The 12,232-nt window shown below is 73.0% G+C and carries 13 protein-coding genes and 7 tRNA genes; 10 read left to right on the forward strand and 10 right to left on the reverse strand.

The annotated features are described in order from the left end of the window. Positions 1 to 62 precede the first annotated feature (62 nt). Together ACFVIU_RS21815 and ACFVIU_RS21820 are read right to left on the reverse strand one after the other, a co-directional pair. Positions 63 to 134 (reverse strand) — tRNA-Val (locus ACFVIU_RS21815). Positions 135 to 186: 52 nt separating this feature from the next. Then, the gene (locus ACFVIU_RS21820; RefSeq protein WP_385844418.1) at positions 187 to 714 is read right to left on the reverse strand and encodes a TIGR02611 family protein; all 528 of its coding nucleotides are present in this window, start codon (positions 712 to 714) and stop codon (positions 187 to 189) included. Positions 715 to 905: 191 nt separating this feature from the next. Here ACFVIU_RS21820 and ACFVIU_RS21825 point away from each other — a divergent pair, with 191 nt between their 5' ends. Then, positions 906 to 1,319, forward strand: a complete 414-nt coding sequence (locus tag ACFVIU_RS21825) for an SsgA family sporulation/cell division regulator (protein ID WP_004002642.1) — start codon at positions 906 to 908, stop codon at positions 1,317 to 1,319. A gap of 289 nt (positions 1,320 to 1,608) precedes the next feature. After that, complete coding sequence (locus tag ACFVIU_RS21830; protein ID WP_385844420.1) at positions 1,609 to 2,169, forward strand: CGNR zinc finger domain-containing protein; 561 nt, start codon at positions 1,609 to 1,611, stop codon at positions 2,167 to 2,169. A 121-nt stretch (positions 2,170 to 2,290) separates the two neighbouring features. Here the strand turns inward: ACFVIU_RS21830 and ACFVIU_RS21835 are convergent, their stop codons facing one another. Next, positions 2,291 to 2,446 (reverse strand): hypothetical protein, encoded by a 156-nt coding sequence (locus tag ACFVIU_RS21835; protein WP_385844421.1) that lies wholly within the window; start codon positions 2,444 to 2,446, stop codon positions 2,291 to 2,293. A 154-nt stretch (positions 2,447 to 2,600) separates the two neighbouring features. Continuing rightward, positions 2,601 to 3,035, reverse strand: coding sequence for a hypothetical protein (locus tag ACFVIU_RS21840; protein ID WP_385844422.1), 435 nt, complete (start codon positions 3,033 to 3,035; stop codon positions 2,601 to 2,603). A gap of 288 nt (positions 3,036 to 3,323) precedes the next feature. On the opposite strand from ACFVIU_RS21840, the gene ACFVIU_RS21845 reads away from it, so the two are divergent. Next, complete coding sequence (locus ACFVIU_RS21845; RefSeq protein ID WP_385844423.1) at positions 3,324 to 3,848, forward strand: DsbA family protein; 525 nt, start codon at positions 3,324 to 3,326, stop codon at positions 3,846 to 3,848. A 41-nt stretch (positions 3,849 to 3,889) separates the two neighbouring features. Here ACFVIU_RS21845 and ACFVIU_RS21850 read toward each other — a convergent pair whose 3' ends face one another. From ACFVIU_RS21850 to ACFVIU_RS21860, 3 genes are all read right to left on the reverse strand, one after another. Next, entirely contained in the window at positions 3,890 to 4,714 is an 825-nt protein-coding gene (locus tag ACFVIU_RS21850) for a GNAT family N-acetyltransferase (protein WP_385844425.1), read from the reverse strand. A gap of 75 nt (positions 4,715 to 4,789) precedes the next feature. After that, entirely contained in the window at positions 4,790 to 5,611 is an 822-nt protein-coding gene (locus ACFVIU_RS21855) for an aminotransferase class IV (protein WP_385844426.1), read from the reverse strand. Then, the gene (locus ACFVIU_RS21860; protein WP_385844427.1) at positions 5,608 to 6,675 is read right to left on the reverse strand and encodes a chorismate-binding protein; all 1,068 of its coding nucleotides are present in this window, start codon (positions 6,673 to 6,675) and stop codon (positions 5,608 to 5,610) included. The genes ACFVIU_RS21855 and ACFVIU_RS21860 overlap by 4 nt, the downstream gene beginning before the upstream one ends. A gap of 177 nt (positions 6,676 to 6,852) precedes the next feature. Between ACFVIU_RS21860 and ACFVIU_RS21865 the strand changes: the two genes are divergently transcribed. The 6 genes from ACFVIU_RS21865 (at position 6,853) to ACFVIU_RS21890 (ending at position 7,399) form a co-directional block, all read left to right on the forward strand. Beyond that, positions 6,853 to 6,925: transfer RNA gene (locus ACFVIU_RS21865), tRNA-Gly, on the forward strand. A 38-nt stretch (positions 6,926 to 6,963) separates the two neighbouring features. Then, positions 6,964 to 7,037 (forward strand) — tRNA-Cys (locus ACFVIU_RS21870). Position 7,038: 1 nt separating this feature from the next. Then, positions 7,039 to 7,110: transfer RNA gene (locus ACFVIU_RS21875), tRNA-Val, on the forward strand. A 10-nt stretch (positions 7,111 to 7,120) separates the two neighbouring features. After that, positions 7,121 to 7,192 (forward strand) — tRNA-Val (locus ACFVIU_RS21880). A gap of 34 nt (positions 7,193 to 7,226) precedes the next feature. Then, a tRNA-Val gene (locus ACFVIU_RS21885) sits at positions 7,227 to 7,298 on the forward strand. A 29-nt stretch (positions 7,299 to 7,327) separates the two neighbouring features. Further along, positions 7,328 to 7,399 (forward strand) — tRNA-Val (locus ACFVIU_RS21890). A gap of 189 nt (positions 7,400 to 7,588) precedes the next feature. On the opposite strand, the gene ACFVIU_RS21895 is transcribed toward ACFVIU_RS21890, so the two are convergent. Then, positions 7,589 to 7,765, reverse strand: a complete 177-nt coding sequence (locus ACFVIU_RS21895; protein WP_023552040.1) for a hypothetical protein — start codon at positions 7,763 to 7,765, stop codon at positions 7,589 to 7,591. A 603-nt stretch (positions 7,766 to 8,368) separates the two neighbouring features. Here ACFVIU_RS21895 and ACFVIU_RS21900 point away from each other — a divergent pair. Further along, positions 8,369 to 9,799: a protein kinase gene (locus ACFVIU_RS21900; RefSeq protein WP_385844428.1), complete on the forward strand. Its 1,431-nt coding sequence runs from the start codon at positions 8,369 to 8,371 to the stop codon at positions 9,797 to 9,799. A gap of 98 nt (positions 9,800 to 9,897) precedes the next feature. Here ACFVIU_RS21900 and ACFVIU_RS21905 read toward each other — a convergent pair whose 3' ends face one another. Beyond that, entirely contained in the window at positions 9,898 to 10,716 is an 819-nt protein-coding gene (locus ACFVIU_RS21905; protein WP_385844429.1) for a TrmH family RNA methyltransferase, read from the reverse strand. A gap of 73 nt (positions 10,717 to 10,789) precedes the next feature. Further along, positions 10,790 to 12,022: a uroporphyrinogen-III C-methyltransferase gene (cobA, locus tag ACFVIU_RS21910; protein ID WP_385844431.1), complete on the reverse strand. Its 1,233-nt coding sequence runs from the start codon at positions 12,020 to 12,022 to the stop codon at positions 10,790 to 10,792. Positions 12,023 to 12,232 lie beyond the last annotated feature (210 nt).

Raw genomic sequence — 12,232 nt, forward strand, 5'->3', positions numbered from 1 at the left:
CCGCCGGGGGGGCGCCCCCCCCCCCCCCCCCCCGCGGGCTGCGGGGGCCCGGTCGGTCCGGGTGGGCGATACTGGGTTCGAACCAGTGACCTCTTCGGTGTGAACGAAGCGCTCTCCCACTGAGCTAATCGCCCGGGCGCAGGAAGAACATTACCCCATGTCAGGGGGTGCCTGAGACCACGGGCGTCACTGGTGCCGGATGTTCCAGGGCATGACGAGGCCGAACTTCCACAGGTAGATCCCCGCCAGCACCGCCACGATCACCAGTCCGATCACGGTGAGGGTGATGTTGCGGCGCCGCACCCTGGGGTCGAGCGCTCGCTGGGCGGCCTCGGTGACCTTGCGCTTGGTCCAGCGCAGCACGAGCTGGGCCCAGACGAACTCGGTCGCCCAGATCGCCATGCCGGCGAAGATCACGACCCAGCCGGGTCCGGGCAGCGGCAGCATGACGATGCCGGCGCCGACGACCGCCAGGCCCACCACGAAGACGCCGACCTGCCAGCTGAGGTGCAGGGCTCGGCGCGCCTTGATGAATTCCGGCGCCCGGGAGCCGAGCCCCGACCCGCTCCCGTCCTCGCCCACGCGCTCGTCCGCCTTCGCCTTCGCCTCGCCCGCCGTCTCCCTCGCCGTCTCGTCCGCCGTCTTGTTCATCGCCCCGTCGGTCTTGTCCGTCGCCACAGCGACCTCGCCCCTGTCGTCACTCCCCGTATTCATACAGACAAACCCTAGCGGAGTGATTCAGGTCACTGAAATGGTCGTAGATCTGGTACGAGTTCTCGGCCGGAAGAGTTACGTAAAGGCACGCAAAACCCTCAGAGGGGTTTACAACGGCACCGTAGGTGGCATGTCGATTTCGCCGACGTGCGAATCCCCGAGCGCACACTGAGCGAAAGGCCCTGGCGCTTATGAACACCACGGTCAGCTGCGAGCTGCACCTGCGCCTCGTTGTGTCGAGCGAGTCCTCCCTGCCTGTCCCCGCAGGCCTGCGGTACGACACGGCCGACCCCTACGCCGTGCACGCCACCTTCCACACCGGAGCCGAGGAGACCGTCGAGTGGGTGTTCGCCCGCGACCTCCTCGCCGAGGGGCTCCACCGGCCCACCGGTACCGGCGACGTCCGCGTCTGGCCCTCCCGCAGCCACGGTCAGGGCGTCGTGTGCATCGCCCTCAGTTCCCCGGAGGGGGAGGCGCTGCTCGAGGCCCCGGCGCGGGCCCTGGAGTCCTTCCTGAAGCGAACCGACGCCGCCGTGCCGCCCGGCACGGAGCACCGCCATTTCGACCTGGATCAGGAGCTGTCCCACATCCTGGCGGAGAGCTAGGCCTCGGCCCCCTCGAAAGCAGCCCGGCGCCGTCCACTCGGGGAGACGGCTCGGGCGAAGACAACCGCATACGGCACCGCCGACGCCGCTGCCGTGCACCCGCACGGGGCGGCGTCGCCCTGTGTGCGTCCGGCGCCACCGTGCGTCCGCTTCCGGGAACCCCTGGCGGTCCGGAGGCGTTCTTCCAGAGCGGGCGCGTTCGGTGGGGCCGGTGCGGTGGGCGCGGATGTCGCTACCATCGGCCAGCATCGGCGGGCGCCCGCCCGACCCTCAGGCCAGGGAGCGAAACGTGCTGATCACCCACGACACCCGGTGCGCCCTCGACACCGTGGTGGATCTGGTGAACACCGCGCCGGAGGACGAGACGGCGACGGACGGACTGCCCGACGTCCCGGCTCTGACGGAGTTCGTACGAAGTCACCAGGTCAGCGATGTCGGGGCGCTGTCGGAGCTGGACCTCGCGGCGGTGCGCCGGATCCGGGGCCGGTTCGCGGCGGTCTTCGCGGCGCCGGACGCCCGGTCCGCCGCCGGGGTGATCAACGAGTTGGTGGCAGCGGCGGGCACCACTCCGCGCCTGACCGACCACGACGGCTATGACTGGCATGTGCACTACTTCGCGCCGGGCGCCTCGGTGGCCGACCATCTCGCCGCGGACTGCGGGATGGCGCTCGCCTTCTTCGTGGTGGCCGGGGAGCAGGAGCGGCTGCGGCGCTGCGAGGCACCGGACTGCCGGCGCGCGTTCGTGGACTCCTCCCGCAATCGCTCGCGCCGCTACTGCGACAGCCGCACCTGCGGAAACCGGCTGCATGTGGCGGCCTACCGGGCCCGGCGCAAGGAAGCGGCCGGCTGATCGCGACCCTCCGTCCTGGCGAGAGGCGCCCGTCCTGCGGGTGACGCCCGTCCTGCGGGTGACGCCCGTCCTGCGGGTGACGTCCGTCCCGGCGGGTGACGCCGGGACCGACGTGTACGGCTCACAGCAACAGCAGATCGTGCAGTGCAGCCATGAGGAGCAGACACCCGATCACCGCAAGGAAGATCATCAGCGGTGGCTGGGAAAGGGCGAAGAGGCACCCGCGAGGCTCGTCCTGGGGCGGCGTGGCCTCGCTCTGGGTCGTCGTGTCCAGCATCTCGCGGCCGATGATGGCCTACCCGGCACCCCACCCGCGATCCACCACAGGGATCTTGCCGAATACCGCGATCTCTCGTTCGGCTCGCTTCGACCGGTGAACGTTTCCGGACGTCAGCGGACGTACTGTGTCGTTTCAGGGAGTCGTACGACTGTCATATGCCGCGCTTCTTCAGGATCGCCTCGATGTCGCTGAAGTCGTCGGCCGCGCCGGGCCCCTGCGCCGCGGACCCGGTCCCGGAAGCACCGCCCAGGGACGGCGCCGAGGCGCCTGGCGCCATCGCGGCCCGGCCCGCCGCCGCCTTGGCGGCCTTGCGCTCGGCCCGGGTGCCGCCGCGCCGGCGCTCCACCGCGCGGGTGCCGGCGAAGAGCAGCCAGGCCGCGCCCAGGACGCCGAAGCCCGCCCATGCGGTGGGGCTGAAGGCGGTGTCGGCGAGCCAGCCGACGACGCCGGTCATCACCAGGGCCACGGGGACCAGCGCGTAGGCCGCGATGCGGGCCGCCGCCAGGAAGCGCTTGCGGTAGGCGGTGACCACCGCGATGCCCAGGCCCGCCGCGGACACGGCGGAGCAGACGGTCTCGGCAATCATCCGGTCCTCCTGGCGGGCTCGGTCGGGTGACACCGGAGGCGGGCACCCCACCCCGGCGAACGGCGCTCCACACCGACGGGGCGCGCTTCGTCCCCTCCATCCTGCACCGCCCGGTCCCCGCGATGCCATGCTCCCGGCCGGACATCAGGGACTTCTCCGGGTCTCCCCCCAGGGCGTCTCCTCCGCGGGTACCGGTTCCGCCGCCGGCACCTGTCCCACCCGGAGGCGGTCCGCGGCGGCCGCGCTCCCGATTGGGTCGCGCGCGTCCCGCCTGGAAGACTGGTGCGCATGAGCGACTCCTCCCCCGCACCCACCGACGCCCTGGTCCTCGACGTGTGGTGCGAACTCCAGTGCCCCGACTGCCGTACCGCCCTGGACGACGTCCGCGCCCTGCGCGCCCGCTACGGCGACCGGCTGGAGGTGCGGCTTCGGCACTTCCCGCTGGAGAAGCACCAGCACTCCTTCGCCGCCGCGCAGGCCGCCGAGGAGGCGCTGGAGCAGGGCAACGGCTGGCCGTACGTGGAGGCCGTGCTCGGGCGGGTCGAGGAGCTGGACCGCCGGGGCGAGTCCTTCCTTGTCGAGACGGCCCGCGAACTGGGCCTGGACGCCGAGGAGTTCGACACCGCGCTGATCGACGGCCGGCACATCCTGATCGTCGACGCCGACCAGGCCGAGGGCAAGGCGATCGGGGTCACCGGCACGCCGACGTACGTCATCGGCGGCGAACGCCTCGACGGCGGGAAGAGCCAGGAGGGGCTGCGCGAGCGGATCGCGGAGATCGCGGACCGGCTGCTCGCCGAGCGGGAGGCCTGACCAGCGCGGGGCCCCGCCGTACGGACCACGCTCCCACCCGCCTACAGCAGCGGCTTGGCGAGGCTGAGGGACGTCGTCTCGTAGCCCAGTGACGCGTAGAGCCGCTCGGCGGGGGTGTTGCCCGCGAAGACGCTGAGGCCGAGGACCGGCCGGCCGGCCTCGATCGCCTGCCGCTCCGCCAGCCGCATGAGCGTACGGCCGTGTCCGCGGCCCCGGCGGTCCGGATCGGTCTGCACGTCGAACACGAAGGCGCTGTCGTCCTTCAGGGCCAGCCACAGCGTGCCCACCCTGGCGCCCTCGTGCTCCAGGACGCTGAAGAGCATGCCGTCGGTGGCCAGGCCGTGCGGCAGCAGCCGGGCGTGGTCGTCGTGGGCCTTGGCCCGGGCGGCGGCCTCGGGGACGCCGAGCTCGAGCCAGGTGCGCGCGCAGCGCTCGCTCTCCCCGTCCTGCCACGCCGCGTACTCGGCCGCGGTCATGGGCCGGGCGCGGCTGCCCGGCGGCAGGTCGGGCGGGACGGTGCCGAGGCGCTTCACCATGGCGCGGTTGCGCGGCGTGTAGCCGAGCGTGCCGAAGAGCCGCAGGGCGGCGTCCGCCTCGGCGGGGACGACGGTCTCGATCTGCCGGCAGCCCCAGCCGCGGGCCACCTCCTCCGCGGCGAGCGCGGCCACCGTGCCCCGGCCGCGCCGGCGGAACGGCTCCTCGACCCGCAGGTCGATCACGCGCGCCACCGAGGCGCCCAGGGACGGCGAGGTGCCGAGGTGGATCTCGCCCACGGGACGGCTGTTGACGCACACCCGGTAGCGGCGCGAGCGGGTGCCGTCGGGGTGCTCCTGGAGCGGCTCGGCCGGCCGCAGGGTCGTGGTCATCACAGGTGTTCTACCCACGGCGGCCCACCGCGTCAGCCTGTTTTCCCCGAGGCGCCCTCCGCCTGGGCTCCCGGCTCAGGGGTCCAGATCCTGGCCGGACCGCTCGTCGAAGATCCGCATCGCCTTGGCGGTCACCGGCCCGGGCGTACCGTGCAGCTCGCGGCCGTCGACCCGGTGCACGGCCTGGACGTCCCGCAGGGTGGAGGTCAGGAAGACCTCGTCGGCGCGTTCCAGCACGTCCAGCGGCAGGTCGGTCTCCCGGGCGCCCGTCCACTCGACGGCGAGGGCCCGGGTGATGCCCGGGAGGCAGCCGGAGGCGACCGGCGGGGTGTGGATCTCGCCGTCCAGGACGACGAAGACGTTCGAGCCGGTGCCCTCGCAGAGCTGTCCGACCGTGTTGCCGAACAGCGCCTCGGAGGCGCCGTGCTGGTGGGCGCGGGCCAGGGCGACGACGTTCTCGGCGTACGAGGTGGTCTTCAGGCCGGTGAGGGCGCCGCGCTCGTTCCGCGTCCAGGGGACGGTGATCACCGCGGTGGTGTCCGGGCGGCGGGTGGTCTCGCCGAGGGCGACCACCAGGGTCGGGCCGTGCTCGCCGCGGTCGGAGCCCAGCGGCCCGTGGCCGCCGGTGTAGGTGATCCGCAGCCGGCCGAGCGGCATCGGGTTGGCCGCCAGGACCGCCGCGCAGGCCTGGCGGACCTCGTCGTAGTCGGGGTCGGGCAGACCGAGACCCCGGGCCGAGCGGGTCAGCCGCTCAAGGTGCCGGGAGAGCGCGAACGGCTTGCCGTTCTGCGCCTTCACCGTCTCGAAGACGCCGTCGCCGACCGTCAGCCCGTGGTCGAAGACGGAGACATGGGCGGACTCCGCGTCCCGCAGTCCGCCGTCCAGCCAGATCTTCATGACAACGCCCCTCCGCTGTGCTCGTACGCCCCCGACGCTACCGCGAGCAGCCTGGACGCCTTCAGCTCGGTCTCCCGCCACTCCCCCTCCGGGTCGGACCCCCAGGTGATGCCGGCTCCGGTGCCGAACCGCAGGACGCCTTCGGCGCGGTCGATCCAGAAGGTGCGGATGCCGACCGCCAGCTCGGCGGTGCCCCGGTCGGCGTCCACCCAGCCGATGCCCCCGCAGTAGGGGCCGCGCGGAGCAGTCTCCAGTGCCTCGATGATCCGCAGGGCGCTCTGCTTGGGCGCGCCGGTGACCGAGCCGGGCGGGAAGGCGGCCGTGAGCAGCTCCGGCCAGCCGGCGCCGGGGCGCAGCTCGCCGCGGACCGTGGAGACCAGGTGGACCAGGCCGGGGTGCTTCTCCACCACGCACAGGTCGGGAACGGTCACGCTGCCGGTCGCGCAGACGCGCCCGATGTCGTTGCGGACCAGGTCCACGATCATCACGTTCTCGGCGTAGTCCTTCTCCAGAAGGTCCGCCTCGGTGCGCCCGGTGCCCTTGATCGGGCCCGACTCCACCATCCGGTCGTCCCGGCGCAGGAACAGCTCGGGCGAGGCGGTGGCGATCTCCACGCCGTGCTCCGGCAGCCGGATCGTCCCGGCGTACGGCGCCGGGTTGCCGCGGGCGAGCAGCGCGGTCAGGGCGTCCACGTCGGCGTCGGCGGCGACCGGCGCGCTCAGCACGCGGCAGAGGTTGGCCTGGTAGACCTCGCCGGCCGCGATGTGCTCGCGGATCCGGCGGACGCCCGCGGTGTAGGCGGCCCGGTCCAGGGAGCTGGTCCAGTCCGCCTCCGCCGGGCCCCGCCAGCGGCCGGGCACCGGCGCGGGCACCGGCTCCTGTCGTACGTGTGCGAAGCGTGCGCAGGTCAGACGGCCCTCGAAGTCGGCGCTGACCGCCCAGAAGCCGGAGGAGTCCAGGGCGGCGGGGTCGCTGGTGACGTCGAGGAGGCCGGTGGCGACGCGGTCGCCGAAGCGGGCCAGGGGAGGGAGCGCCAGGAGGGGTTTCGCGGGGTGGTCGAGCACGTGCTCGAGTCTAGGTCCGGTGTCCGGCGGATGACCCGGGGATGTCCCGGAGGGGTCCTGACCACGGCCTTCGCCGGACGCACCGCAGCACGCTGCGCAAACGCGTTTTTGTGCTGGCCCAGGAATCCGCTAGAGTTCAACACGTCGCCGGGACGCGGAAGCGGACCGAAACGACAAGCGGACGTAGCTCAGTTGGTAGAGCGCAACCTTGCCAAGGTTGAGGTCGCGAGTTCGAGCCTCGTCGTCCGCTCGAAGGAAGAAGGGGTCATCCCGATCCCCTACACTCCTGGTGGAGTGGCCGAGAGGCGAGGCAACGGCCTGCAAAGCCGTCTACACGGGTTCAAATCCCGTCTCCACCTCCAAGGACGATTAGCTCAGCGGGAGAGCGCTTCCCTGACACGGAAGAGGTCACTGGTTCAATCCCAGTATCGTCCACGCGTCCCGAGGACGATTAGCTCAGCGGGAGAGCGCTTCCCTGACACGGAAGAGGTCACTGGTTCAATCCCAGTATCGTCCACTCGATCTTCGGATCGTGGATCCTTGGATCCCTCGCGCGATTAGCTCAGCGGGAGAGCGCTTCCCTGACACGGAAGAGGTCACTGGTTCAATCCCAGTATCGCGCACGCTCCGTGACCCTTTGGTCACCTATCCCGGACGATTAGCTCAGCGGGAGAGCGCTTCCCTGACACGGAAGAGGTCACTGGTTCAATCCCAGTATCGTCCACACGGCACAGAGCCCCCGGTCTTCGGACCGGGGGCTCTGTCGTTGCGCGTGGGCCCGCGCAAAGGGGTAATGCCGGCGCAGCTCCCCAGCTGCGCCGGCATTCGTGCCGTCCGTCGCACCCCCGTCCCCACGGGGTTTCATGGATGGATGTCCCCGCCCGGACCGCTCTTCCGGGCCTGGGGTCGCCGCTCAGCGCCCCAGCATCGCACCCACGGACGACGCCTGTGTGGCCACCGTCTCCCAGCCGTCGAAGACCAGCAGGAGCAGGGCCGCCAGGGGAAGGGCCATGAGCGTCGCCACCAGGGGGTGGCGGCGGCCCGTCCGGCGCGGGGCGAACGTGGTACGTCGCGGTGCCGTGTGGGCCATGGTCCCTCTCCCGACCGTCTCGGTTGTTGTCAACAGCGGCGGGCGCCTGACCTCGGGGGACGAGTGCTGCACCCGCCGCTTGACCTCAAATCTAGGCGCGGAGCGGGCGGCGGGCGTCATGCCCTCGTACCGATTGGCGGGCCTCCCGGAGGATGAGCCATGACCTGCGACGTACTCCCCTGGGTGGAGACGCGGGCGCGCACATCGGGGACATCCCGGAGGGGGTGCCCGCCGTGTCCGGCCATTTCCGAAGCGTCCCCGGGGCCGGAAGGAGTGACTTCGATCACTCCAAGCGGGGGTGCGGGGTGCGCCGTACGCCGCATCGCAAGCGACGCGCGGGCGGGCCCGCGGGCCGTCCCGGGCGGGCGTCCGACGCGGGCGGCGTCCGGTCGGGGTGAGCCGGTGACGAGCCCAACCACCCTGCCCTGCCGCATGGTTGGGGCTGCTCGCGGCCCAAAGGTGCCGCTGCGGGTGGCTTCCTGACCGCGTTTCACCTCGTCCGGGCGGCACACACAATCCGTACGGGCCGGAGGGCGCGGCCTCTGCGCGCAGGCGGCGTGGGAAACGTAAGCTGTGCCACGTCACAGGGACCGGGCAGCGGGGATGAACATGGCGATGATGCGCCTGAGGCGCGAGGACCCGCGCGTCGTCGGCTCGTTCAGGCTTCACCGACGGCTCGGCGCGGGCGGTATGGGCGTGGTCTACCTCGGCTCCGACAAGAAGGGGCAGCGGGTCGCACTGAAGGTGATCCGGCCCGATCTCGCGGAGGACCAGGAGTTCCGGTCGCGGTTCGCCCGGGAGGTCTCGGCGGCCCGGCGGATCCGGGGCGGCTGCACGGCCCGGCTGGTCGCGGCGGACCTGGAGGCCGAGCGGCCGTGGTTCGCGACCCAGTACGTGCCCGGCCCCTCGCTGCACGACAAGGTCGCCGACGAGGGCCCACTCGGCGCGGCCGAGACCGCGGCCGTCGGCGCGGCCCTCTCCGAGGGGCTGGTCGCCGTGCACGAGGCCGGTGTCGTGCACCGGGACCTGAAGCCCTCCAACATCCTGCTGTCCCCCAAGGGACCGCGGATCATCGACTTCGGCATCGCCTGGGCCACCGGTGCCTCCACCCTCACGCACGTCGGCACCGCGGTCGGCTCCCCCGGCTTCCTCGCCCCCGAACAGGTGCGCGGCGCGATGGTCACCCCGGCGACGGACGTCTTCTCGCTGGGCGCGACCCTGGCGTACGCCTCGACCGGCGACTCCCCCTTCGGGCACGGCAGTTCCGAGGTGATGCTGTACCGGGTGGTGCACGAGGAGCCCCAGCTGTACGGCGTACCGGACGCGCTCGCCCCGCTGATCCGGGCCTGTCTGGCCAAGGACCCCGAGGACCGGCCCAGCACCCTGCAACTGTCGCTGCGGCTCAAGGAGATCGCCGCCCGGGAGGCACAGGACCTGGGCGGCGACGTACGGCCGCCCGCGCCGCGCGCCGCGGAGGCGGACCGGCCCACCGGGCGGCTCGTGGACACCTACCCCGAGCAGCAGCGCAGCCAGCGGCGGACCTCCCCCGGCACGCCGTTGCCGCGGGGTGGTGCCCCGTCCCGGGGGGCCGTGCCGTCACGGGGCGGCAGCGGCCCGCGGGGCGCGGGTACCGGCGGCCGGCCGGGCGCGGCGCGGCCGACCCCGGTGCCGCGCGGCGGCGACCGGCGTTCGGCCGGCGGTGTCCGGCCGGCTCCGCGCAGCGGCTCCGGGCGGCCGGCGCAGCGTACGACGGGTACGCGGCTGCGGCCGGCCAATCCGCGGCTGCTGCGGCAGCGGCTGTTCGTGTTCGTGGTGGTGACGCTGCTCGTGGCGCTCGGCATCGCGCTGGCGCAGGGCTGCGAGGGCCCGGCGCGGGGGCTGGGCGGCGACGACGGCCGGCCGCAGCGGCATGCGCAGCCGGTCCGCACGGCGAGGGAGGACGGAGCGCTGGGCGAGGAGGCTCCGCCGACGCCCGGGACGAGCCGCGCCGCCTCCGCCCAGCCGAAGGCACCGGCCCCCGCCCGCCTCGGCTGAGGATCCGGACGAGGGGCCGGACGAAGGGCCGGACGAAGGGCCGGACTCTTTCTCACAGCCGAGCCCCGGTCCCGGCACCTACCGCCCAAGAGGGTGGGTCAGGACTCCGGGCGGCCGGTGGCGACCGCGTAGAAGGCCACCGCTGCCGCCGCGCCCACGTTGAGCGAGTCGACGCCGTGGGACATCGGGATACGCACCCACTCGTCGGCCGCGACCAGCGCCTGGGTGGACAGCCCGTCCCCTTCGGCGCCGAGCATCAGGGCCACCCGGTCCATCCGGTGCGGGGCCGCTTCGTCCAGGCTGCGGGCCTTGTCGTCCGGGGTGAGCGCGAGGAGGGTGAAGCCGGCCTCGCGGACCTGCTCCAGCCCCTTGGGCCAGGTCTCCAGCCGGGCGTACGGCACCGAGAACACCGCGCCCATGGAGACCTTGACGCTCCGGCGGTACAGCGGGTCGGCGCAGTCGGGGGAGAGCAGCACCGCGTCCATGCCGAGGGCGGCGGCCGAGCGGAAGATCGCGCCGATGTTGGTGTGGTCGTTGACCGACTCCATGATCACCACCCGGCGGGCCGTGCGCAGCAGCTCCGCCGCCGTCGGCAGCGGTTTGCGCTGCATGGAGGCGAGGGCGCCGCGGTGCACGTGGTAGCCGGTGACCTGCTCGGCCAGCTCGGGGCTCACCGCGTAGACGGGGGCCGGGAGTTCGTCGATGACGTCGCGCATGACGTCGACCCACTTGGCCGAGAGCAGCATGGAGCGCATCTCGTAGCCGGCTTCCTTGGCCCTGCGGATGACCTTCTCGCCCTCCGCGATGAACAGGCCTTCGGCCGGCTCGCGCTTGCGGCGCAGCTCGACGTCGGTCAGGCCCGTGTAGTCACGCAGGCGCGGGTCGTCGGGATCCTCGACGGTGATGAGATCGGCCACGGGGTGATACTGCCTTGTCCTGGGTGTGGTGCCAACGGCTGGGTAGAGGTGTGTTACCCCGGGTTACACATGATCAAGCGGTCGGTTCCGGACCGACCTGGACGACCGCGCCGATGACGATCACCGCCGGCGGCTTCACGTCCTCGGTCCGGACGGTCTCGGCGACCGTGGCGAGGGTGGCGTCGACACGGCGCTGCGCGGCCGTCGTACCCTCCTGGACCAGCGCGACCGGGGTCTCGGGCGACCTGCCGTGCGCGACGAGCGTCTCGGCGATCTTGCCGATCTTGTCGACGCCCATGAGGACCACCAGCGTGCCGGTGAGCTTGGCCAGCGCGGGCCAGTCCACCAGCGAGCGCTCATCGTCCGGGGCGACATGGCCGCTGACCACGGTGAACTCATGGGCGACGCCCCGGTGCGTGACCGGGATGCCGGCCGCGCCCGGCACCGAGATCGAGCTGGAGATGCCCGGGACGACCGTGCACGGGATGCCGGCCTCGGCGAGCGCCTGGACCTCCTCCATGCCCCGGCCGAAGACATAGGGGTCGCCGCCCTTGAGCCGTACCACCGACTTGCCCTGCTTGGCGTGCTCGATCAGCGCGTTGTTGATGGCCTCCTGGGCCATGAAACGGCCGTACGGGATCTTCGCCGCGTCGATGACCTCGACGTGCGGCGGGAGTTCGGCGAGCAGGTCGCGCGGGCCGAGCCGGTCGGCGATGACGACGTCCGCCTCGGCGAGCAGCCGCCGGCCGCGGACCGTGATCAGGTCGGGGTCGCCGGGGCCGCCGCCGACCAGGGCGACGCCCGGGGTGCGGGTGCGGTGGTGGGGGGCCACCAGGGTGCCGTCGCGCAGGCCCTCCACGACCGCGTCCCGGATGGCGGCGGTGTGGCGGGGGTCGCGGCCGCGCGCGTCCGTGGTGAGCACCGCGACGGTGACGCCCTCGCTGTGGCCGGTCGCCGGGGTCCAGGCGGTGGCCTGGTCGGCGTCGTCCGAGCGCACGCACCAGACGCGGTGCCGCTCCGCCTCGGCGGAGGCGGCTGCGTTGGTCCCGGGGTCGCTGGTGGCGATGAGGGCGTACCAGGCCTCGGCGAGATCGCCGTCCTGGTACGGCCGCCGGGCCCAGGTGATCTCACCCGCTTCCGCCATGGCCTCGACGGAGGGGGTCGCCTCGGGGGACACGACGAGGATGTCCGCGCCGGCCGCGATGAGTGCCGGGAGACGGCGCTGGGCCACCGTGCCGGCGCCGAGGACGACCACGCGGCGGCCGGCGAGGCGGAGGCCTACGGGGTAGGCGGGGTGTTCGGCCATGAGGGGCGGCTCCTCGTGCAGGGCGATGCGGTGGGCGCGCTGCGGCGTCGGAGCGGCCCTGACGTGCGGATTTTAGCTGTGGACGGGGGTGCGGGCACGGGGTGGGGGGGGGGGGGGGCACCCCCCGCCCCCCCCCCGTGTACCCCCGGGGCGGGCAAAGAGGGGGGGCCCGCCCCGCCGCAGCGCCCCCCCCCCCCCCCTACAAAGAAA

Source organism: Streptomyces sp. NPDC127190, from assembly GCF_042672505.1.
Taxonomy (GTDB): Bacteria; Actinomycetota; Actinomycetes; order Streptomycetales; family Streptomycetaceae; genus Streptomyces.